This window comes from Murinocardiopsis flavida (assembly GCF_003014485.1).
Classification (GTDB): domain Bacteria; phylum Actinomycetota; class Actinomycetes; order Streptosporangiales; family Streptosporangiaceae; genus Murinocardiopsis; species Murinocardiopsis flavida.
The window spans coordinates 98,366-122,126 of record NZ_PYGA01000021.1; the positions used below are offsets into that span (position 1 = coordinate 98,366).

General features: G+C 70.7%; 18 protein-coding genes. 3 read left to right on the plus strand and 15 right to left on the minus strand.

Features of this window, described 5'->3' with window-relative positions:
- Nucleotides 1-744: 744 nt before the first annotated feature.
- The 7 genes from CLV63_RS25430 to CLV63_RS25460 form a co-directional block, all read right to left on the minus strand.
- A complete protein-coding gene (locus CLV63_RS25430) occupies nt 745-1,827 on the minus strand; it encodes a potassium transporter TrkA (RefSeq protein WP_146165662.1) in 1,083 nt (360 codons plus the stop codon).
- 139 nt (nt 1,828-1,966) lie between these two features.
- Complete coding sequence (gene panD / locus CLV63_RS25435) at nt 1,967-2,365, minus strand: aspartate 1-decarboxylase (RefSeq protein ID WP_394339811.1); 399 nt, start codon at nt 2,363-2,365, stop codon at nt 1,967-1,969.
- Between the two features lie 61 nt (nt 2,366-2,426).
- The gene (locus tag CLV63_RS25440; protein WP_106585732.1) at nt 2,427-3,830 is read right to left on the minus strand and encodes a DUF6002 family protein; all 1,404 of its coding nucleotides are present in this window, start codon (nt 3,828-3,830) and stop codon (nt 2,427-2,429) included.
- Nucleotides 3,831-4,033: 203 nt separating this feature from the next.
- A complete protein-coding gene (locus tag CLV63_RS25445; protein WP_106585733.1) occupies nt 4,034-5,632 on the minus strand; it encodes a class I tRNA ligase family protein in 1,599 nt (532 codons plus the stop codon).
- Nucleotides 5,629-5,994, minus strand: a complete 366-nt coding sequence (locus tag CLV63_RS25450) for a cupin domain-containing protein (protein ID WP_106585734.1) — start codon at nt 5,992-5,994, stop codon at nt 5,629-5,631. Before CLV63_RS25450 ends, CLV63_RS25445 begins: the two co-directional genes overlap by 4 nt.
- A gap of 7 nt (nt 5,995-6,001) precedes the next feature.
- Nucleotides 6,002-7,213, minus strand: coding sequence for a saccharopine dehydrogenase family protein (locus CLV63_RS25455; protein WP_106585735.1), 1,212 nt, complete (start codon nt 7,211-7,213; stop codon nt 6,002-6,004).
- A gap of 40 nt (nt 7,214-7,253) precedes the next feature.
- Nucleotides 7,254-8,795, minus strand: coding sequence for a lysine N(6)-hydroxylase/L-ornithine N(5)-oxygenase family protein (locus CLV63_RS25460; protein ID WP_106585736.1), 1,542 nt, complete (start codon nt 8,793-8,795; stop codon nt 7,254-7,256).
- Between the two features lie 462 nt (nt 8,796-9,257).
- Between CLV63_RS25460 and CLV63_RS25465 the strand changes: the two genes are divergently transcribed.
- A complete protein-coding gene (locus tag CLV63_RS25465; RefSeq protein WP_211301461.1) occupies nt 9,258-10,418 on the plus strand; it encodes an ATP-grasp domain-containing protein in 1,161 nt (386 codons plus the stop codon).
- 177 nt (nt 10,419-10,595) lie between these two features.
- On the opposite strand, the gene rph is transcribed toward CLV63_RS25465, so the two are convergent.
- The gene (rph, locus tag CLV63_RS25470) at nt 10,596-13,265 is read right to left on the minus strand and encodes a rifamycin-inactivating phosphotransferase (RefSeq protein WP_106585738.1); all 2,670 of its coding nucleotides are present in this window, start codon (nt 13,263-13,265) and stop codon (nt 10,596-10,598) included.
- Nucleotides 13,266-13,564: 299 nt separating this feature from the next.
- Nucleotides 13,565-14,557, minus strand: coding sequence for a hypothetical protein (locus CLV63_RS25475; protein WP_106585739.1), 993 nt, complete (start codon nt 14,555-14,557; stop codon nt 13,565-13,567).
- 427 nt (nt 14,558-14,984) lie between these two features.
- Here CLV63_RS25475 and CLV63_RS25480 point away from each other — a divergent pair, with 427 nt between their 5' ends.
- Nucleotides 14,985-15,620: a hypothetical protein gene (locus tag CLV63_RS25480; RefSeq protein ID WP_106585740.1), complete on the plus strand. Its 636-nt coding sequence runs from the start codon at nt 14,985-14,987 to the stop codon at nt 15,618-15,620.
- A 51-nt stretch (nt 15,621-15,671) separates the two neighbouring features.
- Here the strand turns inward: CLV63_RS25480 and CLV63_RS25485 are convergent, their stop codons facing one another.
- From CLV63_RS25485 to CLV63_RS25500, 4 genes are all read right to left on the minus strand, one after another.
- A complete protein-coding gene (locus CLV63_RS25485) occupies nt 15,672-16,802 on the minus strand; it encodes an epoxide hydrolase family protein (RefSeq protein ID WP_106585741.1) in 1,131 nt (376 codons plus the stop codon).
- 9 nt (nt 16,803-16,811) lie between these two features.
- On the minus strand, nt 16,812-18,059 hold the full coding sequence (locus CLV63_RS25490; RefSeq protein ID WP_106585742.1) for an RNA polymerase sigma factor: 1,248 nt from the start codon (nt 18,057-18,059) through the stop codon (nt 16,812-16,814).
- A gap of 8 nt (nt 18,060-18,067) precedes the next feature.
- Entirely contained in the window at nt 18,068-18,472 is a 405-nt protein-coding gene (locus CLV63_RS25495) for a YciI family protein (RefSeq protein ID WP_106585743.1), read from the minus strand.
- A gap of 172 nt (nt 18,473-18,644) precedes the next feature.
- A complete protein-coding gene (locus tag CLV63_RS25500) occupies nt 18,645-19,814 on the minus strand; it encodes a cytochrome P450 (protein WP_106585761.1) in 1,170 nt (389 codons plus the stop codon).
- A gap of 80 nt (nt 19,815-19,894) precedes the next feature.
- Here CLV63_RS25500 and CLV63_RS25505 point away from each other — a divergent pair, with 80 nt between their 5' ends.
- Nucleotides 19,895-20,491, plus strand: a complete 597-nt coding sequence (locus tag CLV63_RS25505; RefSeq protein WP_106585762.1) for a TetR/AcrR family transcriptional regulator — start codon at nt 19,895-19,897, stop codon at nt 20,489-20,491.
- A 165-nt stretch (nt 20,492-20,656) separates the two neighbouring features.
- Here CLV63_RS25505 and CLV63_RS25510 read toward each other — a convergent pair whose 3' ends face one another.
- Together CLV63_RS25510 and CLV63_RS25515 are read right to left on the minus strand one after the other, a co-directional pair.
- A complete protein-coding gene (locus tag CLV63_RS25510; RefSeq protein ID WP_106585763.1) occupies nt 20,657-21,826 on the minus strand; it encodes a metal-dependent hydrolase family protein in 1,170 nt (389 codons plus the stop codon).
- Between the two features lie 95 nt (nt 21,827-21,921).
- Entirely contained in the window at nt 21,922-23,760 is a 1,839-nt protein-coding gene (locus CLV63_RS25515; RefSeq protein ID WP_106585744.1) for a hydantoinase B/oxoprolinase family protein, read from the minus strand.
- Nucleotide 23,761 lies beyond the last annotated feature (1 nt).

Consider the following 23,761-nt stretch of genomic DNA (forward strand, 5'->3'; position numbering starts at 1 on the left):
GCTGCGAAGCAGCTACGGCCGAAGCACACCCCGACGCGTGGCAACCAGACCCCGCCCGAAGACCGAGGTCGAGGTGCAGGCCCCCGCCTCGGACAGCAGCATCGGGCCCAGGTCCCGCGAAGCCTGCACAGCAGCCGAGGTGACGGGCGGTTCGGCCAGCGGCCGACTCCAAGTGCGGCCAGGGCCTGGCGATCACGAATCACGACGCGTATCGGCCGTAGCTGCTTCGCAGCCTCCAGGCAGCCATGCCAAGCTCCGCGGTGGTGGGGGTGGTCTTGGCCCGCCACCTCCGTGCGGAATTGCCGAGGTCCGCGGCGGTGGGGGGTGGCCTCGGCCCGCACCCCCGCGCGGAACTGCCAAGCTCCGCGGCGGTGCGCGATGGACTCGGCCCACCACCCCCACGCGGAACTGCCAAGCTCCGCGGCGGTGCGCGATGGACTCGGCCCACCACCCTCACGCGGAACTGCCACGGTCCGCGGCGATGCGGGGCCATCTCGGCGAACACCGACGGCTGGCGGTTCTGGCGGGCGCCACTGGAAGGCTCCTGGACTCACTCCGCGACAAGTAGGGCACACGGGCGAGGGCGCCACCAGGGTATGACTACGCCTCCGGCTGAGTGGACGCGCTGCTACGGGTCCGCTTGCCTTCGGAGTCCCTCCCAGCGTTGGCGGCTGATGTCGCGCGCAGCCCTCCGGCCCGGCAGCGCGGGCTCACGGGCATGGCCCCTCCGCGTTCCGCATGCCGTCAGTATTCGCGGCCGGCGTCCTGCCGGCGCAGCCGCGATCTGAGCTGGAGCATCTGCCGGCACACCTCGGGCAGGTCGGTGACGTGGAGCCGGTCGGGGATCTCCGGGGCTTCGGCGACCGGGTGCACGTCGTCGGTCGAGAGGCTGACCGCGCCGCCCTCGGAGATCTGAACGCCTTCGAGGGCGGTCCACCGCTGGTTGAGGGCGATGGCCTCTTCGAGCGTGACGGTATCGGGCAGGCAGAGTTCGATATCGCCGTCCCGGACTCGGACCGGATATCCGCCGGGGAGGCCCGCGAAGCCCGGAAGGCTGGTCAGGAACTCGCGGCCGCTGAGCAGTGCGTCGAGGACGAGCGCGGTGACATGGCCGTTGATGATGTTCAACTCCGCACGCGATGCAGAGCGCTGGGGGGCGAGGAGTCCGGTGACGCCGGGAACGGACGCGCCGTCGAGCCAGACCTTCGCCTCGTGGTCCGCGCGGTGCGGGGTGTGCAGATGCCAGTGGTGTCCCAGGACGCGCAGCCCGGCCTGGTCCCGGAGCCCGAGCCGTGCCTGGAGGGTGGCCGCGAGCAGCGCCACGTTGCCGATGCCGCATAGCACCGGCAGGCCCGTTGCCTTCAGGACGGGGTTGACCGCGTCCGGAAAGCACGCGTTGAGGAACTGTGTCGCGGCATCGGCAGTGGCGATGACTCGGGACAGCTCGACAGCGATCGCGGCCTGCAACGGGAGGGTGAACCCGAAGCCCCGCCGGCGGACCAGATCGGTCCAGGCCGACGGCGTGTGCGTGCCTTCCCATGGGGATTGGTGGGAGGCGCAGTTGAGGACAATGGCGGGTGAGAGTTCGCGCAGGATCGGGCCGAAGGTGCCAGCCGAGTACCGCTCCACCGTGACCGGCCGGAACCGCACACGGGATGTGCTCAGCGCCGCGCGTACATTTGCAACGTAGCAGACCTCTGCGGCATTGGAGCCGGTCCTCGACACCACCGTCACCGTGCAGGCGGCGGTACCGATGGTGGCGAGCGCATAGCAGACGGCTCTGGTGAGCGATCCGCCGCCGACGATGAGCACATCACGTTCTGACACTGTCACCCCTGTCGCACTCGGTCCGCCGATGGTGGGTCGCCGCTTTTCGCGCGCTCCGCGAACACGTTCCGGCGGTTCGCCTCCGGCGGCTCCGGCGGGTTCGTGGAGCGACCGCCCGAGGAAGCGGCGGTCGTCGGAGTCACCGGTGCGACTCGTCTCCGCGCATGGTGTCCGGCTGGACCGCCGCCGCGGCGTCGTGCCCGATCGACACGGCCCTGTTCTCGCTGTCGACGAAGACGACGGTGGGCTCGTGGGTTTTGGCCTCGTCCGCGGTCACCGAGGCATAGGCCATGATGATCACGATGTCCCCGGGCAGGGCCAGCCGGGCGGTGGGACCGTTGATGCCGATGATGCCGGAGCCGCGCGGGCCCGGCATCACGTACGTCGTCCAGCGTTCACCGTTGTTGAGGACGACGACGTCGACCTTCTCGTGCTGAAGGAGGTCCGCCGACTCCATCAGGTCCAGGTCGATGGTGATGGATCCGACGTAGTTCAGGTCCGCCTGCGTCACGGTCGCGCGGTGGATCTTCGACTTCATGAGTTCGCGCTGCACGGTTCTCTCCTCTGGGTGGTAGTCGTTCGACTCCTCGCGGCAGGGGTCAGATCCTGCCGTGCTCCTGGGTGCCAGGGACCGCGCGCAGCATGTCGGCGAGGCAGCCCACCTCGACCGTCTGGGCGCGACTCACCGCGTGCTCCGAGTGGTGCGGATACATCCCGGAGCCGTGCACGACGACCTCGTTGAACTGGTCGATCAGTGCACGGTCGGCCGCATTGGTCATGCCGGTGAGCACCATGACGAGCGACCACTCGGCCAGCGTCCGCGGATCGGCCGGCAGTTCGCACCCGCTGAGGGCGAGCATCTGGCGAGCCAGGCTGTAGCGGGTGAGGCATTCGTACAGTGACACCACGATGCCGGTGCCGCCGTGTGCGGCGATCAGTCCGGTCATCTCGGGTGAGGTCACCGGCGTCTTGGTGTAGAAGGTGGGTTCGAGGTCCTCCCCCAACGACCAGGTGGCGTACGGGAAGTGCGGAGACGCCTGCTGACGCAGCAGACCGGTCTCCGGGTCCGGCTGGTAGTCGATGTCCATCTCGAAGCCCGCGCCGCCGCTCAGGTGGTGGGCCACCATGTCGCTCGTCGCCAGGTGCTGGACGAGGAGGAACCCGGGCTGGGCGATCGGCAGGCCGAGGCGCGCGAGGACGCCGAGCCCGTGCTGATATCCCAGCAGCCCGTATGCGCTGGACACGGCATGGGCGTGCAACCGCCGCCGGTGCGCCGGGTCGGCGCCGCCGAACTCGTACTCGAAGAACGCCCGGCAGGCGTCGGCGACCTTGTAGTTGGCGATGTCGAGCGTGTACCAGACGCGGCACGTGCGGGGCCCCCCGAACTGTGCGGCGCGGACGAACTCCTGGCCCAACTCCTTGACCGCGGCAGGCTGCGGTCCGTCGAGGACCAGGATCGGGTTCAGGCGGCGCAGTTCCTCCGACTCGGTCAACAGGTTCCTGCGGAACTTGTACGTCGTGCGGGCCGGCGTGAACGTCGCTATGCGCAGTTCGTCCGGGGCGGCGAGCCCGAGGTCGATCGCGCGTGCCACGGCGTCGCGCAGAGCCACGGCCTTGTTCCCCGAAGACGGGCAGAAGATGAGGATCGATTCGCCGGTGCGGCGGATGTGGTGGACGGCGCGGGCCACCATCAGCAGGGAAGCGGTGGTCTTGGTGGTGCGGACTTCGGGATTCTTCATCAGATCCAGCAGCACCACGCGTTTCCCGCCGTAGTCGTCGAGGTGTTCCCACGAGGCGCCTGCCGGACTGAAGTACTGCTCCCAGTCGTCGGTGAGGTCCGGGTACTCGAACGGCGGGCAGAAGCCGTTCCCGGTCCGCTTCTTCTCCAGTTCGGCCGATGCGAGCTGAATCCCCTGGTAGTACCGCGTGATCAGGCTCTCCGACGAGGTCGTCCTGATGGCCTTGTCGAACACGCTCGGCGCGTGGGGGGCGGACTGCGTCATCTCGACCTGCCTTTCGGGTGGTTCGTTGAAGGGGGCGACTCGGCCTGAGCCCGGGTACGGGGTGTGCGGCGGTGATCGTGGAGGGGATCCGGTCGTGATGGCGCCCCTCGAAGAACCCGTGCCGCCGCAGCCGCGTAGAACGGTCCGCTCGCCGACCCGGACGGAGGCGGGGGGCGGTTACCTGGGGCGGACATCCCACTCGGTCACGCAGACCGCCGCTTCCCGAAGACGGGTTCTGCCGGAACCGGCAGTCGGGTGCCTGGTACGGGCGGGCGGAGCGCGTCGACGTGTACGGGCCCGAAATGGGGGAGACCCAGCAGTGCGGCGAGTCGTTCCGCGCCTCGGGGCAGCACGGGTGCCGCCCACGCCGTCAGCCCCGCCGCGACCGCCAGTTGGGCGACCAGTGCCTGCTCATAAGCGCTCCTGCCCTGGGGGCGGTCACGGTGGTGGGCCTGGACGTGTCCGAAGTCCTCAGCGCAGGCCACGATCTCGTCCAGGAGCGCGGTCGCGCGGCGCGGGTCGAAGCCGTTGATCGAATACGCCTCGGACAGCTCCGCCACGCATCGGCGCAAGCGCCCAGCCAGTTCCGACCAGGCCGGACCGGAGGGCGGCAGATCCGGCACAACGCCGCCGCAGTCGCTCTCCACCGCGGTCAGCAGCCGGTGCAGCCACCCGCTCCACCGGTGCCGCAAGTGGTCGGAAGTCCGTTCGAGTTCCGCGGCGGTGAAACTGGTCTGGCGCCCGGTCGGCCGGTCGGCCAGCACGTGGAAGCGGACGGTGTCCGCGCCGAACGCGTCCAGCGCCTCCAGCGCCCAGACCACGTGGCGTCGCGACGTGGAGAACTTGGCACCGTTGAGCAGGTAGAACTCGTTCGTGACGAGCTTGGAGGGCAGGTTGCCGGCAGGCGCGTAGGCCGAGAACAGCACGGGAATGAGCACGGCTTGGAAGAAGCTGTTGTCGATCCCGAAGAACTGCACGGTGTCGGCCGGCGGCGGCCCATGGCTCGCCGGGAGCTGGCGCAGGTAGCTGGGCGCCATCTCCACCCACGGCAGGATCCGCTGGTCGTCGAAGCCGGGCACTGCCGTCGGCACACCCCAGTCGACCGGATGGCTAACCGCGAGTTCGGGCAGGCCCTCGGCGGTGAGGTTCTCGCACAGCGCGCGCACCTGGGGGGTCATGTCGGCCTGCTCCCAGAATTCGGCCAGGCGCTGTTCGAAGGGCGCGAGCGGCAGGAACAGGCGCTCACAGGACCGCAGCTGTGCGGGACGCTCACAGATGGCGCACCGGGGGGCGGTCAGGTCCGCGTTGTCGTTGGGCATGCTACAGATCTCGCAGATGCTGCCGCCGGACTCGCTGCCGCAGTGCGGACAGCCTCCGCTCACGTAGGCGTCGTGCAGCCACCGCTCGCATTTTGCGCAGTACGGCAGTGGCCGGGTGCGGGGCACGATCACCCCCTGCTCGTACAGTCGGCCGAAGAACCTCTGGACGAACGACTCGTAGCCGGGGTCGCGTTGCGGAACGACGATCTCGTCGAAGTCGATAGCAGCTTCGGACCACGCCCGCACGATGAGGCCGCAGTACTCGTCGGCTGCTTCGATCGGCTTGACCCCTTCCTTCAGCGCCCGCATGGCCACATGGCTCTCGGTGATGTCCAGGCCGGTCGTCAGCACCGACGGCACGTTCTCGGCGCGCAGGAAGCGGTGCAGCACGTCGGCTGCGATGTAGGGGCCGGCTAGGTGGCCGATATGCATCTCGCCGTTGGTGGCGGGCTGGGGGACGGTGATCCATACACGCGCGCTCATGACGGCTCCTCGTCCGGAATCTCGTGCACGGGCCAGTAGAGGTCGAGGAAGGCGAGCCGCTCCGAGCCCGGGTTGCTGACGACGTGCCGGTGACGGGGCGGGAGCACCAGCATGTCCCCGGCGGAGAAGGGTTCGTCCTCGTGCCCGTCCATGTGGACGATTCCCGAGCCGGACAGGCCCAGGATGATCTCCTCCTGGGTGTGGTAGTCCACTCCCGAGCGGCCGCCGGGCTCGACCCAGAGCGCCATCGCGCCGAAGGGCGGTTCCGGGGCGTCGCCGGACCACGGGAGTATCCGCTGGCAGAACAGGCCGAATTCGGGTGTGGCGGAAGCAAGGTCCACGCGCAGTCTGGTGATCACCATTCCTCCTTCAGGGGCCGTCAGGCCCGCGGTCTGTTGTCGCGAACGACCTTCGATATGGGCCCCCCTCGGTTCTCGCGGGAGCGATGCGGTGTACGGCGGGGCCGTCGGTCTCGACGATCGTGGCTCCGTGCCGCCGCAACCGGCCGAGCAGGTCCCGCAGCAGGTGGCCGGTGAACACCTCGGCCGCGCGCAGTACGCCGTGGGGCAGCGCCGGGTTCTCGCGCAGCAGCACCCGGACCGACTCGGCGAGGGCGCCGCCGGTGAGGAGGGCCATGCCCGAGACCGCCGAGCGGTCGCCGCCACGCGCGAGGACCAGGAGGGACCTGCGTTCGGGCTTCGGGCCGTGCCGCGCGACCCCCTCGGCCACGAGGACGGTCACGTCCCGGTCCCGGGCACGAGGGGTGATCCGGGGAGCGAGCACGGCGTCGAGCACGTCGCGCGGGACCACGTGGACGCCGCCCACGCGCACAGGGGACTCCTGGAGCATGCCGACGGCCGCGAGCAGCCGCACCTTCTCGGCGAACCCGGGCCAGCGCAGGGTCTTCTGCGTCATGTCCGACACGCCGGACAGCAGCGGTCCGTCGGCCGGCCACGTCTGCATCGCGTCATGGCTCGCCTCCAGGACGCCGACACCGGGTACCTCCACCAGCTCCGTTCCGGTGAAGCGTTCGACCTCGACGATCCGGCCCCGGCGGACGGCATGGGCCCGGCGCTGGTCGATCGTGAGCCGGGTGCCGAACCAGCTGCTGTGCCCCAACGGGGGGCGCGGTTGCTGTGGGACGCCGCCGCACAGGACGCTCAGTCCGGTGCCGTCGCCGAGGCGGGCGAGCAGTTCGGTGGCCAGGATCTCGGTCAGCCCCGGCTCCAGGCCCACGGGCAGCAGCGCCCGGCAGCCCCGGGCCGACTCGCCGAGCAACTGGCGGGGGTCGCCCGGCGGCTGCCCGATGCCGGTCACCGGCACACCCCGGCCGAGGCCATACGCGATGATCGGTTCCGCGTCCTTCCAGGTCAGCGCCGTTGCTAGCACGTTCGCGCGGCTTACCGCCCGCCGCACCTGCTCCTGCTCCGCGGTGCCGTGCACCACCTCGACCGAGCCGCCCAGCTCGGCGTAGCGCGTCCTCGCGTGTGCGGCCCGGTCCGGATCGCGATCGGCCAGCAGCAGGCGCAGGCGGCCGTCGCGCACGTCCTCGGTGAGGTTGTCGGCGGCGGCGATACCCATGGGACCGCAGCCCACGAGCACACATTGCGGCGCGCCCACGTCAGCCCCGCCGCCCTTCCGCGGGCACCGTCACGTCCAGGTAGGCGCCGTCCACCGCGGTGGTCTCGTTCGCGGTGTGCAGGCCCGGCCATTCACAGGTCGACGTCCGTCCTCCGGTTCGAAAATGAGCCGTCCCGACCAGGGAGTTGAGGATATGCGCGGCCCGCCAGGACGCCAGGCTCAGGTTGGGATCGGCGATTCCGTGCGAGTGGCGTCCCGCGTTGAGGAAGAAGATCCGGTTGCGGTCGGGGCCTGCCCAGGGCACCGAGTAGTCGTCCCGCAGCGGGAGACCCAGCGGGCTGGGGTCGGGAAGCCGGTCCGCCAGCGGAGCGAGGAAGTCGGGCAGCGCGAACTCGTAGCCCGTGGCGAGTACGACAGTGTCGACGATGGACCCGCCCCGGGTCCCGGAGTCCTGATGCAGCAGCCCCAGGTGCCAGCCGGTTCCCTGCGGGCTCATGTCGCGCAGGGCGTTCCCCGGCAGCAACCGGTAGCGGATGGGGTCGGGGTCGGCGAAGTCGTTCTCGTACAACCGGCGATATATGTGCTGAAGCAGAGCGGTCGAGATCCCGTCGCTGGCCAATTGCTGCCGGCTCAGGAGGTCATGGCGCCGCTCCGGGGCCAGTTGGTGAAAGTAACGGACATAGTCCGGATGGAAGAATTCGTTGGTGAATGCGGAGTCGTCCATGCACGCGAATGTGTTCCGTCTGGTGATCCACGTGATGGAGGCCGGCCGCCGCGCGGGCGGCCGATCCAGCAGATGCGAGAATATCTCCGCGCCGCTCTGCCCCCCGCCGACTACTGCGACATGCTGGCCGACCATGCGTTCACGCGCCGCGAGAAAGTCGGAAGAATGCAGGACCCGGGGTCCGACGTGCGATTTCGCGCAAGCGGGGATCGACGGGACCAGTCCCGCTCCGACGGATAGGTTCCGTGCGGTGTACACCCCTTGTTCGGTGTGCACGTGAAAGGAATCCGAGAGGAACTGCACGTGCGTCACGCCACGGCTGAATTCGGCGTTGGCCAACTGCCCGGCCGCCCATGCGTAGTACCGGGCGAACTCCCAGCGCGGCACCGGGACCTGCGGCGTGCTGGCGAAACGGTGGATGCGTCCGGTGTGCACAAGGAAGTTGAGGAAGCTGAAGCGATTGGTGGGCTCCACCAAGGACACGAGGTCCTTGAGGAATGACACTTGCAGGTCCGACTCGGGGAAGAGGACGCGCGGGTGCCATCTGTTGTCGGCCCGCTGCTCCAGGAAATGGGTGCGCATTTGCGGAACAGAGGTCGCCAGGCAGGCGGTGCTGAGGTTGAACGGGCCGAGTCCGATGCCCAGCAGATCGAATTCCCGACTCCTCGCCGGATCCCCGCCGTCCGTGTCCCGCTTGCGCGGCCGTGGCGCCTCGGCGCGCATGTTCTCGCCCGTTTGCCCGTTGACCGACTCGAATTGCGCCGTCCGGTCGATAGGGCCCGAGAAACCGTCGGGAATCCCTGGCGGCAGCGGACCATTGGTCGGTCCGCCGCCACCAGGCGCTGCCTTCTCGTTCATGAACCCTCCGTCTCGCCGGTGACGACCGCGCGCACATGAAAGAAACAGGTGTGCGGCGAAGGTCGCGGTGCCGGAAAGGGGTGGTTGATCTCGACGTCAGGCGTAGAAGGGGTCGGCAATGGACGCGAGGAAACTTCTTCCCCATGCGCTAAAGCACGATATGGGTCACATCGGAGAAATGCAAGGTGTGCGGCGAAGCCCGAGGGATCGAAAAGGGTGGCCTATTTGAACGTCAGGCGCAGAAGGGGCCAGCAATAGACACCAGGACACTCCGTCCCCATGCGTCACTGCACCATGTGTGCCGAAATGTGGGCGACGTCGGATAAATGCAAGGTGTGCGGCCGGGGGCCCAGGGGTACCTGTCCCACCATGACCAGTCGCTCGGTAATCTTCGCCGGAACCCGATTCCTCCCTGCCGAGGTGATCCCCGCGGCATTCGGAGCATTGGAAGCCGGCTACAAGGTGGCACTCCTGTCATCGGCCCCACCTCTGTTCTCCTCGGCTGCCCTGGACGACATCGAGATCGTCGATATGAGCGACCGCGCTCAAGCGATGGAGGCCGCACTGCGGCTGGCCGACCGGACGAACGCCCAGGGTGTCATTACCTGGTCGGAGCTTTACGTGGAACTCGCAGCGGCCATCGCCCAGAAATTCGGCTGGCCCGGACCGAGCCCGGAAGCGGCGCACCGCGCCAGGAACAAGCACTCGATGCGCCAGGCCCTCAAGGACCGGCCCGACCTGATTCCCGACTTCCGCCTCGTCCGCAGCCTGGAAGACCTGCGAACGGCGTCCCGGGAAATCGGTGCGCCCGCAGTACTCAAACCCGCGGGCGCCGCCGGAAGCAAGGCCATCCTGACCGTGGATCACGGCTGCGACCTGTCCGAGCTGTACGCCACGGCCACCCGGCTGACGGCACTGGAACGGTGCGACCCCTACTTCGGCGAGTATCCCGGTGAATTCGTGTACGAGGAGCGCCTCGGCGGCACCGAGCACTCGGTCCACGGATTCGTCTACCAAGGCAGGATGTCCATCGCCGGTATCACCGACAAGTGGGTGACACCCGATGTGTTCTCCGAGTACCAGGCGGTCCACCCCTCGCGCCTCGGCGACGCCGAGCAGAGGGCGGTCCGTGCGCTCACCGACGCGGTAGTGACGCGCATCGGGCTGGACAACTGCGCGTTCCACCTGGACTGCCGCGTCTTGGACGACGGCACCGCCCGCATGCTCGAAATCGGTGCCCGCCCCGGTGGCGGATACATCACATCGCACCTGATTCCCGCCAGCACCGGCATCCCCTTCCACGCGAACGCGGTGCGTGTGGCTACGGGTGAGGCGCCGCACATGACCCCGACGCGGTCCCTCTACGCAGGCGGCCGCTACATCCTCGCCACCGAACCCGGGGTGTTCCACGGCTTCGAGGGGTTGAACGACGTACTCGGCCTGGCCGGAATCGAGCACTTCACGATGGAGAAGGAGATCGGCGCCGACGTGGTCCTGCCCCCGGAGGAGGCGCTGAGTTCCCTGATCGGCTCGGCCATCGTCCGGGCCCCTGACTACGACGAGGTCCTAGGGCTCATGCAGTCCGCCGAACGCCTCTCCCGGCCGCGCATCGCCAGTTGCTGAGCGACTCCGCCGGGGGATCTCGTGCGAGTCGAGCTTCGCCTCGGCTCGCACCACGCGTTTCACGGGATGGCAGGTCCCGGCCGCCGGCGCCGCTCGGTAGCGGGCGGGTTTCACGTGTCGCATCCCGCGATCGCGGGATCCGCCGCTTGGCGGGCCGCCGCTTCTCTGCGCGGGCGGTCATGGCAGGATCTCGACGTAGCCGTCGGTTCCGTGTACGCGGATCCGCTGCCCGTCGCGGATCCGCCGGGTGGCCTGCTCCACCCCCACGACGGCCGGCAGGCCGTACTCCCTGGCGATCACCGCGCCGTGGGTCATCAGTCCGCCCACCTCCGTCACCAGGCCCGCGATTCCGACGAACAGCGGCGACCAACTGGGGTCCGTGAAGGCCGTGACCAGGATGTCGTCCGCGTCGAGGTCGGCGTCCGCCATGTCCAGGACGACGCGGGCCCGTCCCTCGACGGTCCCGGCGGACACGGCCAGGCCGACCAGGGCTCCGGCCGGCACGTCGGCGCGCCGGTACGCCCCGTTGACGGCCTCACCGTCCGAGGTGAGCACCCGGGGCGGTGTGAGCGCGCGGTACGACCGGAACGCGTCCTTGCGCTGCGGGATGAGCCGGTCGTCCACCCGGTTCGAGCGCACGGCGTCGTGGAGTTCCTGGAAGGTGAGGTAGAAGATGTCCTCCTGCTCCGCGAGCACGCCGGCCTGCACGAGGCGACCGGCCTCCGCCAGCAGGGCCCGCTTGTAGACGAAGTAGCGGCTGATGATGCCGTACTTCGGGTACTCCCGGTACCCGATGAAGGCTCTGACCTGGTCGATCATCCGCTTGGCCGCGTCGGCCCTGCTGTCCCCGTCCGGCAGGGCACGCAAGCGTGACAGCACGTCCCGTTCCTTCTGCTGCGCCTTCTGCCGCCCCTGCTCGAAGCGCCGCTCGGCGGCGCCCGGCTCGAAGTTCTCGACGTTGTCGAGGATCACGGGCACGAGCGTGGCGGGGCGCTCGCGCCAGCGCGGCCTCGTGATGTCGATCTCGCCGACGCAGCGCATGCCGTACCGGTCGAGGTAGGCCTCTATGGCGTCGCGCGCCTCGGTCCCGCCCGCGAGCTTCGCCAGCGCGTCGAGGAAGTCGTCGTCCTCGAAGCCCTGGAGGCCCTGGACCCCCTGGACGCCCCGGACGCCCCGGACGCCCCGGACGCCCTGGAGGAACGCCACCACCTCCGGCCGCGGGCGGATCACGTCCGCGACGTCGAGCAGCGCCAGTCCCATCTCCGACGTGATGTTGTCGGGGGCGGACAGCGTGAGCGTGTCGGCCGCGTTCTTCTCGCCCAGCCACTCCTGCAACTTGTCGTTGAGCCACCACGTGGCCTCCATCCCCGCCATGATCGCCTGGAGGCTCAGCGGGTCACCGAGGACGCGCTTGTGCTCCTCGAATGCCTCCAGCAGGAAGTCGAACAGCGCCGGCCCGCTCAACGTCTGGATGTCGCGCTCCAAGGCGGCGATGGACGCCCGGCTGCGCTCGATCAGCTCGGCGACGATGGCCGGATCGGTCTTGATGGCCGGATCGGTCTCGATCGGGGACGGCGCGCCACCGGCCGGGGGCCCGCCGGGGTCCGCGTCCGGGTGTGACGGGACGAAGTCGTCGCGGTCGAGGACGGTCTCCAGCGCGTCCCTGACCAGGGGATCGCCTTTCCCCATGGCGTCCAGCAGGCCGGCGCGGCTCGCGGGCGCGGCCAGGCGGCTGGTGACGTCGACGAACAGCCTCCCGGCGGCCTCGTGCATCGGCACCATGGCCGTCAGCCGCCACATGGACAGCCCCAGTGGCTTCATGGGGTCGGTCATCATCTGCTGATGCCCCACGGAGACGTAGACGTGGTTCTCCTGGTCATCGGCCTCAGGGACGGGGAACAGCGTCGTGATCGGCCGGCTCTGCACGATGTGGAAGCCGTCATCGGCCAGGCACCATTCGATGTCCTGCGGGCGGCCGAAGTGCGCTTCGATCCGCCGGCCGAGCCCCACGAGACGCACGGCCTGCACGTCCGTCAGCGCCGGCTGCTCCTGCTGCCGCGCGCCGATCGCCACGTCCTGTGTACCGCCCGCCGGCAGGGCGTGAACGGCGCGCTGCTTGGCGGCGATCGCCTTGGCGACGACCTCGCCGTCTCGCACCGTGAACACGTCCGGGTTCACCAGGCCGGAGACCAGGGCCTCGCCGAGACCGAAGCCGGCGTCCACGGTGGCGACCTTCCGGTTTCCCGTGACGGGGTCGGCCGTGAACAGGATCCCGGCCGCGTGCGGGAAGACCATCCGCTGCACGACCACGGCCATGTGGACCGTGCGGTGGTCGATGCCGTTGCGCCGGCGGTAGGTCACGGCCCGCTCGGTGAACAGCGAGGCCCAGCACCGGCTGATGTGCCGGAGGATCGCCGCATGCCCCGCGATGTTCAAATACGTGTCCTGCTGGCCGGCGAAGGAGGCCGTCGGCAGGTCCTCCGCCGTCGCGCTGGACCGGACGGCGTAGGCGGCGTGCTCGCCGGACCGGGCGAGTGCGCGGGCGATCGCCGCTGCGAGCTCATCCGGGACGGCGGTCCCCTCGATGGTCCTGCGGACCTGTGCGCTGAGCGTGCGGATCGCGTCCCTGTCGTCCGGGTCCGTGCGCGAAAGCCGATCGAGCGGATCGCCGACCGACGGTGCTTCCGCCATGATCCGCCGGAAGGCGTCCGTCGTCACGCAGAAGCCGGCCGGCACGCGGATGCCGTCGATCCGCGACAACCCGCCCAGGTGCGCGCCCTTGCCGCCGACGACCGCGGCCTGAAACTCGTCTGCCTCCTGGAGATCCACCACGTACTGCTCGATCATTGCGCTACCTCCTGGGAAGCCGTGCTTCGTTGCACTGCGGCGGCCGATCGAATCACCGGCGTCTCCATCCCCGTCGACCCTCGTGCCCCCCTGCTTTCGCGCGATGGGGCCTCGACCGATGATTGTGCGCCTCCCCCAGGGGCTTGCCGCAAGGCCCCCCATGCGCTATACCTTGAGAAAGGCAAGGAGATTTTTTCTCCTTGCCTTTCTCTTTTTTACATTCTCAATAACTGCACGGTGGGATACGTCCACGCCTGTCGATACGGGTCGAATTGCGGACGGCCGTCGGCCGCGGAGCGTCAGGCATCGTGGAGCCGCACTTTGTCGCCGGGGACGGTCACCGCCGCGCCGCCGTCGCGGCCGATGGTGAGTTCCTCGGCCACGTATTCGGCGCCCCACGCCCAAGCGCTGCGCAGCGCCTCGGCCGCGGTTTCGAACCGGGTCGTGCGGGTGCCGCGGTCCTCCACGACGAGGAACCGGCAACCGAGCACCCGGTCCCCGCGGCGGACTCCTGCCGTGCTGCTGGTGCCGCTGGTGCGTGCCTCGATCCGGCGGCCGTCGGGGTTCTGCACGACGTACTCGAGTGCGATGGTGCCGCCGCCCATCGGGTCGTCGTGGAGTTTCCGCTGGGCCTCGGCGTGGCTCTCGCATCGCACCCGGGACGCTCGTTCCGGCTGGTACCACCAGCGGCGCCGCACGACCTCCGCGCCGACCTGGGTCCACGTCCGGTCTTTGATCATGTCGCGTCGTGAACGGACGCGCAGGTCGGCCGTCCCGCGGTGGGGATCGTGGGCGGTGACGGTGATCGCGTCGGTCACAAGGACGCGGTTGTCGCCGGGGCCGGCGGGCCGCAGCGGCACCCGGGCGGCGAGCCGGTCGGTGTCGCCGGTGGTGAAGTCGCCGAACACCACCAGCGCCGCGCCTTCGCCGTGGGCGGTGATGTGGCCGGCGATGGAGTCGAGGACGCTGTCGCGGTCGGCACCGTGGAGCGCTCCGAGGCGGGTGAGTGCGCAGGTGATGGGCGTGCCCCCGGTTGCGGGGCGCAGCCGCATCTCCCACCCGGCGGGGTGCCCGGCGGATCCGGCCCACTCGCGGACGGCGGGGGCGGCCAGACTGCCCGGGTCGTAGCTGAGGGTGGTACTGGGCGCGGTGCCGTGCCCGTGGCTCCACCACCGGTAGCGGGGGTCGCGGACCGGGTCGGTGTCGAGGGCGGCGGTGATGTCCGGTGCCGGGTCGATGTCGGAATGGGGGTCGACGGCGACGCGCAGGTCCAGGGTACGGATCATCGTCATACGCCTCCTGTGGTGATGCGGCCGCGGTCGGCAGCGGTCTGCGGGGAGGCGGCATGCGGGTGATGGTGGTCGGCGTGCCGCCGGGCGCCTCCAGGCCCCGCGATCCACGATATTGGGGCGCCGCACTCCGCCATCCGGTCCGCCGGTGCGGCGATCCGATGGCCGCCTCTTCTCGCCATCCTCATGCACGACCCACGATCCGAGGCGGCGTCGCGGACCCGGGAGGCGTCGCCGGACGTGTTGTGGACAGGGGGCGATGTCGGCGAAGATCAGGTCCTGCCGCGGTCTCCCCGGCCGGGCGACGGTCCCGCCCGGCCCGTGCCGGCCGGATCCGCCTCCGCCCCGTTGGAGGGACCATCTCATGCGCCTCCCCCCGCCTTTCGGACGCGCACGGTCGATACGCCTGCGCTGCGTCCCGCCCCGCAGGGTGAGCGACCTGGAGTTCCGCTTCTGGACCCTCGTGGGGGTCGGGGTCTTCTGCGTCCTCTTCGCCATGCCTCTGTTCACCCTTGTCGTGCCGGACCATCTCGACGAGGGGCACGGACTGGCCGCGGCGCTGTGGCAGCCGGGCACCCGGAACCTGACGATCGCCCTGTCGGTGTGCGTGCTGCTGTTCGCGACGCTCAGCGCCGTGTACACCTTCGGGATCCCGCGGACCCTCATCCGCCGCGCGGTCGCGGTCGACGACGCCGGGCTCACGGTGGTCGAGCGCCCCGTGTGGTGGTTCGGCGGCACGGCCACCCGCATCGGCTGGGCGGACGTGCGGGCGGTCGACGCGGGCGCAGCCCTGTTCCGGGCGACGCCCGGTGCCGCACACGGCGCGGGCGCCGCGGTCGACGTCCACCTGCACCGGCCAGTGCCCGGCCTGCCGCTCTTCGCCGCCTGCGGCTACGTGCGGGGCGGCACGTCCGAAGGAGCCGATCCCGGCGGATACCGGGTGCGCTTCGGCGGCCCGGGCCGGCAGATGCGGCGCGACCTGCGCCGCCTGGCCGACGCGCTGCACAGGGCGCGTCCCGACCTCTGGCGCGGTCCCGCCCCTTCAGACGACGCAGCGGCGGCCTGAGCAGAGCGGCCGCCCGCCCACAGGCCCGGCCGCCCCGCGGCACGGCCGGGCTCAGTCCGGCGCCACACCCGTGAAGAACCCGCGGATATCGTGCACCAGCAGGTCCGGCGCGTCCTGGGCGGCGTAGTGCCCGCCGCGGTCGTACTCGTTCCAGGACGCGATGTCGTGGTGGTGTTCGGAGAAGACCCGGATCGACGGCAGGTCGCCCGGGAACTGCGCGACCCCGAGCGGGACGGTGCTGGGGCCGGTGGCGGGCTCCTCCCGCGCGTGCTCGGCGTAGATCCGGATGGCCGAGCCGGCGGTGCCGGTGAGCCAGTGGATCGTGACATGGGTGAGGATGGCGTCGTTGTCCAGGCCGTGCTCGTGCATGGCCTGCGCGTTCCACCCCAGCAGCCCGACGGGTGAGTCGGCCAGCGCATGCGCGAGGGTCTGCGGCTGCTGGGCCTGCACGACCCCGTAGGCGGCTTCGTTGTCGACGTAGTTCTGGAAGGCGTCCCACGCCGCCTTGTCCTTCGGCCCCAGCTCCGCCACCCATTTCGGGTCGTCGTCCGGCGGCGGGTCCCAGGTCTGGGTCACATGCGCACCGACCACGCGTTCCGGGGCCTCCCTGCCGAGTTCGACCGCGATCCCCGAGCCCCAGTCGTTGCCGGCCGCGCCGTACCGGTCGTAGCCGAGGCGTCGCATCAGCACCGCCCACGCCTTGGCGATCCGCCGAGGGCCCCAGCCGGTGTCGGTCGTCGGACCGGAGAAGCCGGAGCCGGGCAGCGATGGCACCACGAGATCGAAGGCGATCGACGGGTCGAGTCCATGCCGGCGCGGGTCGCTGAGCGGGCCGGCCACGTCCAGGTACTCCGTGACGGAGCCGGGCCAGCCGTGGCTGAGCACCAACGGCAGCGCGTGCGGCTCCGGCGAGCGGACGCGCAGGAAGTGGACGTTCGTGCCGTCGATGGTCGTCGTGTACTGCGGGTGCGCGTTGAGCCGGTTCTCCCAGTGGCGCCAGTCATAGTGGTGGCGCCAGTGCTCGACCAGTTCACGCACCCTGGCGACCGGTACGCCGTAGCCCGTGTCGCCGCCGCGCGGCTCCGGGGCCCAGCGGATCCGATCGAGCCGGTGCCGCAGGTCGGCCAGGTCCTCCTCGGGAATCGCGATCCGGAACGGGTGGATTTCCGCATGAGTGGTCATTTCACGTCCTCACGTCGGTGGGTGTTCTCCGAGGCGTTGCGCGCGGTTGGTCAGGTAGCGCACGTGGTGGAGGTTGGTGGCGAGTTCGGCGGCCCGGGTGTAGGCGGCCTTCGCAGCGCCGTGTTCTCCTGCCATCTCCAGGAGGTGGGCGCGGGCCGCGTGCGGCCGGCGGTCCTGGGCGAGGCGCGGGTCGTCCAGGGCGTCGAGCAGCGCCAGACCCGCGGCGGGCCCTTCGGCCATCGCCACGGCGACGGCGTGGTTCAACCGGACGACGGGACTCGGGGAGACCTGCATCAGGAGGCGGTAGAGGGCGACGATCTGCGGCCAGTCGGTGGCCTCGGGGCTCGGCGCCTCGTCGTGGATCGCGGCGATGGCGGCCTGCAACTGGTACGGGCCGACCGGACCGCGGGGCAGCGCCCGGGTGAGCAGTTCCACGCCGCGCCGGATCGATTCGGCCTTCCACAGCGTCCGGTCCTGCTCGCGCAGCGGGACCAGTTCGCCGTGCCCGGTGATCCGGGCCGGGGTGCGTGCGTCGGTGAGCAGCATCAAGGCCAGCAGCCCGGTCGCCTCACTGTCGTCCGGCAGGAGCGCGGCGGTGATCTCGGCCAGCCGGATCGCCTCCGCGGCCATGGCGGTCCGATGCAGGTCCGGTCCTGTCGTCGCGGCGTAGCCCTCGGTGAAGATCAGGTACAGCACGTGCAGGACCGCGTCGAGTCGTCGCGGGCGTTCGGCTTCGGGCGGCATCCGGAACGGCACCCCGCTGTCCTGGACCGTGCGCTTGGCCCGCGAGATCCGCCGGGTCATGGCGGACTCCGAGGTGAGGAAGGCCCTGGCGATCTCGGCGGTGGTCAGCCCGCCCACGGCGCGCAGCATCAGCGCGATCTGCGACGGCGGTGACAGGGACGGGTGGCAGCACAGGGTGAGCAGGATCAGGGTGTCGTCCCCATCGTCCTTCGCCGCGTCGGCGGGCGCGTTGACCCAGTCCTCCGGCAGCCTTCGGCCGGCGGCCGCGGCCTCGCGCCGCCGCCGGGCCTGCTCGGTGCGCAGCAGATCGGTCAGCTTGCGCGAGGCGACCCGGAGCAGCCAGGCGTACGGCCGCTCCGGGACACCGTTGTCGCGCCAGCGCTGCGCGGCGACCAGAAGCGCCTCCTGGACGGCGTCCTCGCTGGAGTCGAAACGGCCGTAGCGCCGCACGAGTGCGCCCAGGACCTGCGGGGCGAGGCGCCGCAGCACCTCCTCGGCGGATTCGTCGCCCATGGTGCCGGTCAGATGTCGTCGGTGTCGTTCTCCGACCCCATGACCGGACGGATCACCACTCCGGCGTCGGCCGGCGGCCCCGGGGCCTGAATCAGCCGGGCGGCGATCTCGGTGGCGCGGTCGAAACTGACGCAGTCGACGATCCAGTAGCCGGCGGCGACCTCCTCGGTCTCGGCGAACGGGCCGTCGGTGACGACCTGCACGCCGTCGCGCAGGTGCACCCGGCGGGCCAGTACCGGCGCGGCCAGGCCCTGCGCATCGACCAGTTCCCCCGAGGCGGCCAGATCACCGGTGAAACCGCTCAGGAACGCGTCGATCTCGGCCGGTTCCTCGGCGGAGGCGCCCGCTCCGTCCTTTCCGGCGAGCGAGTCGTAGTCCTGCTGCGAGCCGTAGGCCAGGATCATGTACTTCATCAGGGTTCCCCTCTTTCGCCGGACGCCCCGGTGGCACCCTTCACAATGAGAACGGGGCCGGGCACCGGATCCGGACACCCACCCATCGGCGGGTCCGGGAATTCCTCTGTGATCCCGGACACCCGTGGTGACACGGGCCTGCCGGGGCGGCGCAGGTTCGCCGCTGTGGCGGTCACCAGCGGACCGGGAGCGCGACGAGGCCACCGGTGAGGGTGTCGGCGCGGGTGTGGAGTTCGTCGAGGGCCGCGGCCAATTCCATGCTGGGGAACCGGGCGGGCAGGCGGGAGAGTACGGCGCTGAGTTCGATGCGGGCGAGCGGGGCGCCGATGCAGTACCGGGCGCCGTGGCCGAAACTCAGGTGGGCGGCGGCGCGGCGTTCGGTGTCGAAGCGGTCGGGGTCGTCGAAGACGCCGGGGTCGTGGTTGGCGGCGCCGGTGTCGCACATCACCAGCTCCCCGGCGGCGATGGTCACGCCGGCCAGGTCGATGTCGGTGCGGGCGTAGCGGGGGATGCCCCCGGTGTTCTTACCGGGGGCCCGCAGGACCTCCTCGACCGCGGCGTCGGCGGCCTGCGGGTACTCGGCGAGGCGGCGCCACTGGTCGGGGTGGGTGAGCAGCAGAAGGGCGCCCATGCCGATCTGCACGACGGTCGTCTCGTGCCCGGCGAACAGCAGCGCCATGGACAGCATCGCGGCCTCGTCGTCGCCGATCCCGTCCGTGGCGGCGAGCGCGGAGATGACGTCCTCGCCGGGGCTGCGGCGCTTGTCGGCCACCAGGCGCGTGCCGTAGTCGAACAGGTCGGCCAGCCCCTGTTCGGAGCGGGCCTGGTCGGTGACGTCGGCGGCCGCCGCGGTCCAGGCCCGGAACTCCTCGCGGTCGCCGTAGGGCACGCCGAGGAGTTCGCAGATCACCAGGATCGGCAGCGGGACCGCCAGTGCGGCGTTCAGGTCGCCCGGTGACCCGTGCCGGGCCAGGTCGTCCAGGAGGCCGGCGGTGAGTTCCTCGACGCGGGGGCGCAGTGCGCGCATGCGCTTGGGGGTGAAGTGCGGTCGCAGCAGGGAGCGCATCCGGGCGTGCTCGGCGTGCTCCGTGGCGAAGTCCCCCTGGGGCCCGCCGAACAGGGCGGAGGCGCCGGAGCGGGCCGCGTTGGCGGGGTCGGGGTGGGACCGGCCCAGGCGCGGGTCGTCCAGCAGGGCGCGCACCTCGGGGTACCCGGTGACCAGCCAGGCGGCATCGCCGGTTCGGGTGCGCACGCGGTGGACGGGCCCCGCGTCCTGCAAGGCGCGCAGCTCCCACGGGGGCTGCGCGGGATGGTCCTGGGCAAAGGGCAGGCGAGCGGTCACGGCGGCCTCCGAGGTCAACTTGTTTATCCTTGAGTAGACAAAACTAGATGTACACTCTCAAGGAAACAAGTGGGGTGTGGATGGCTCATGACGAATCGGGGACCGAACCGGCCGGGCCCGTGCGCCGGATGGCACGTGCCCAACGGCGCGAGCAGATCCTGGCCGCCGCCACCCGGGCCTTCGCCAGCAGCGGCTACAGCGGAACGAGCCTGGACGACATCGCGGGCGAAGCAGCGATCAGCCGGGTGATCCTGTATCGCCACTTCGACTCCAAGGCCGCGATGTACCGGGCCGTGCTGGATCGGGCGTGCGTGCGGCTGACCGAGCGGGTGGGCGACGACGACTTCACCGCGCAGAGCATCCCCGCGCTGCTGCACGCGGCCTCCGCGGACCCTGACGGGTTCCGGCTGCTGTTCCGCTACGCCGCCAGGGAGCCGGAGTTCCGCGACCTGACCGACGGCCTCACCGCAGCATCGGCCGAGATCGCCTACCGCAATCTCACCCGGCTCATCGCCGACGAGGCGTGGGCGCGGTGGGCCACCCAGGTCGTGCTGAACGTGGCGACCGAGGGGGTCATCGCGTGGCTGGACGCCGGCCGGCCCGATCCCGAGCAGGCCGCGCGACGCATCGGTGCCGCGATCGACGGCGTCATCGACGCGGCCCGGCGAGCGCTCTGAACAGACGCGGTACCCGGCGACCGATGCGCCGGATCCCCGTCAGGTGTCCGTTGCCGACCGGCAACGATCCTCAGGCGGCACCGATCACGCGTTCCTCTACTGCGGTTCCTTCAGCCACTCCGCGACGAGCATTGCGTCGGCACCGGGAATCACGGTGAAAAGCATTCACTCCGCCCGCCGGTCGTCGCTGCGCGTCCGCTCGTCCCACACGACCGCGCCGGCCTTCACCACCACTCTCGGGCGCGACCGGTCCCACAGCACGCTCACGTCCCGCAACGGGTCCGCGCGCAGTGCCACCAGGTCCGCCGGGCTGCCCACAGCCAGGTGGCCGCGCCCCGGGTCCCTGATCAAGGAGGCGTTGACCACGGTCATCGCCCGCAGGAGCTCAAGCGGTTCGAGCACCTGGGCCTGCAACTCGATCCCGCTCAACTGCTCGTCCTCCAGGTCCCCCATGAGATCCGTCCCGAATCCCACGCGCACGCCGGCCTCCCGTGCCAGCCGGATCGCGTCCCGGCCGGCCGAGAGCACCTCGGCGTTCTTCGCACGCCCCACGGATGAAAGCCCTGCCGCCTCGCCCCGGCGATGCATCGCGTCGTACGCGGCCAGCGTCGGCACGAGGTACGCCCCGTGCGACGCCATCACCCGCGCCGCCTCCGCATCGATGAGGTTCCCGTGCTCCACCGAGCGCACACCGTTGGTCACCGCGTGCACCACGGCCTCCGCGGAGTACGCGTGCGCGGCCACATAGCTGCCGCGCCTGCCCGCCTCCTCGCACACCACCGCGATCTCTTCGGCCGAATACTGCGGCACCGCCAGCGGATCCGTCGGCGAGATCACCCCGCCCGAGGCCATGATCTTGATGACGTGCGATCCCGTGCGCAACCGCTCCCGCACCGCTCGCCGCAGATCGTCGACGCCGTCGACCACCTCGTGCGTGTGATCGCAGCCGGCGTGGAGATCGTGCTCGGCGGGCCGCACGTCCCCGTGCCCACCCGTCTGGCTGAGCACCCTCCCACTGAAGAGGTAGTTGGGCGCGCTCACCATTCCGCGGTCGATCGCCTCCCGCAATCCGATGTCCCCGCCGGCCACATCGCGCACCGTCGTGAACCCGCGCCGCAGCGCGGCGGTGAGCCGGTTCACTCCGTTGATCACCACGAAGCTCTTGGTGCGCGTGGCCATCATGATCCCGCCCATTCCGGCGGCGTACGCGTGGAAATGCGCGTCGATCAGCCCGGGGATCACCGTCGCGCCGCCGAGGTCCAGGACGGAACCGGCGCCGCCCCCGGCCGCGCCCACGTCGCCGACCTCCGCGATCGCACCGTTCTCGATGCGCATGTCGCCCTCTGTCGCCGTGCCGGTCTCGGGGTCAAGGAAGCGGCCGTTGCGGAGCACGGCCGGCTCCGCACCTCCCACGCGCGGTCCGCGTGCCGTCATGCGCCACCCGCCCGCGCGGCTTCGCGCCCCTGGCCCCGGCCGTGCCCCGGCGCCTCCTCCGGGTCGGCGGTCGGCTCCTGCCCGCGCGTCCGCCGCAGCTCCGCACGGGCGCGCGTCGTCTCCTCGGCGTCGACCGCCGCAGTGGGTCCGGCAGCCGTCGCGTCGCCCCCGGCGACGCCGGTCAGCACCACCCCGTAGTCCGATGCGGCGGCCCTTCTGGACAGGTAGCCGTCGAGCACGTCGTCGAGTACGCGCCGCGGTTCGCGTGCCAGCGGATCACCGTAGCCGCCGCCGCCCCCGGTGTAGTTGTTGAGCCGCGTCCCCGCCGGCCGCGGATAGGTCCCGCCCCGCGTGACCACCTCGTCCTCGGTCCCCTCGTCGAGGACGATGCGCGCCGGCCGGCCCGCCTGCCCGCCCTCGAGCGCCCAGGGCGCCGACTTCGTCTTCGACACGAGGCAGATGCCCGTGGAGTCGGCCTCGAAGCGGTAGTGGCGGTGCACACCCACCCCACCGCGGTGCAGGCCCGCTCCGCCGGAATCGGGCACGTAGCCGTAGGACTCGATGAACAGGGGCGCCTTCGTCTCCAGGACCTCGACCGGGTTGTTGCGGCAGCCCGGCTGTGTGAGGTGCATGATGCCGTCCTCCCCGTCGTCGGCCCGGTGCGCGCCGTAGCCGATCGCCTCGTTGGTCGCCTCCAGCCACGCCTGGCCGGTCCGCGGGTCCGTGCCCCACCCCATCATCGAGGAGACGTCCCCGCCGGAGCACGCCGGGATGCGGTCCGGCATCCCCTGGGCGAGTGCCTTGAGGACGACCTCTCCGGCGAGGATCCCGGTCCACTGGGTGAAGGTGGGCATCGGGTCGAGCGCGTGCATGATCGATCCCGGCTCCGTGACCACGCGCAAAGGCGCGAAGTTCCCCGCGGCCACCGGCGAGTCCGGGGTGGTGAGCGACTTGAAGACCAGGCCGGACAGGGCGAGTGTCTTGCCCACGGGCAGGTTGAACGGGCCCTTCACGTCCGTCTCGCTGCCGGTCCAGTCGATCACCATCTCCTCGTCCGTGACCGTCACCGTCGCCCTGAGCTTCAGCGGGGTGTCGAGGTCGATGCCGTCGCTGTCCACGAAGTCCTCGGCCGTCCAGGTGCCCCGGGGCAGCTCCGCAAGGGCCAGCCGGGCCAGGCGTTCCCCGTGGGCCTGGATGTCGGCCATCGCCTCGCGCAGCACATCGGCGCCGTACTTGGCCGCGAGTTCCCGCATCCGCTGCATGCCGCTCCAGCACGCGGAGACCTGGGCCTGGACGTCGCCCAGCGTGCGCTCGGGCATCCGCGAGTTGAAGCGGATGACGTTGAGGACGTCGTCGTTGGGCTCACCCTCCCGGTACAGCCGGCCGGCGGGGAACACGATCCCCTCCTCGTAGGCGTCCGTCGAGTCGAGGACGTAGCCGGCGTTCTTCTGCTTGAGGTCGAGCACGTGCACGCGGCACGAGGAGAAGCCGATGACCTCCCCGTCGTGGTGGACGGGGGCGAAGACGAGGGGGTCGAGGGTGTGCGCCGAGGACCAGTACGGGTAGTTGAGGATGAAGACGTCGCCCTCACGCATGGCGTCGATGCCCAGGAACTCGACCGACCTCTTGATCCCGTAGTCGTTCGCGCCGGTCGAGATGGCCAGCCCGGGCGAGTCCGCGACCACGTCGCCGACCGCGTCGTGCAGGCCGATCCCGTAGTCGTGGATCTCGTACACGACGGTGTTGTAGGCGGTCCGGCACAGGTTGCGCGCCATCTCGTCCGCGCTCGCGATCAGGGCGTAGCGGATGACCTCGAGGGTGACGGGGTTGCTCATG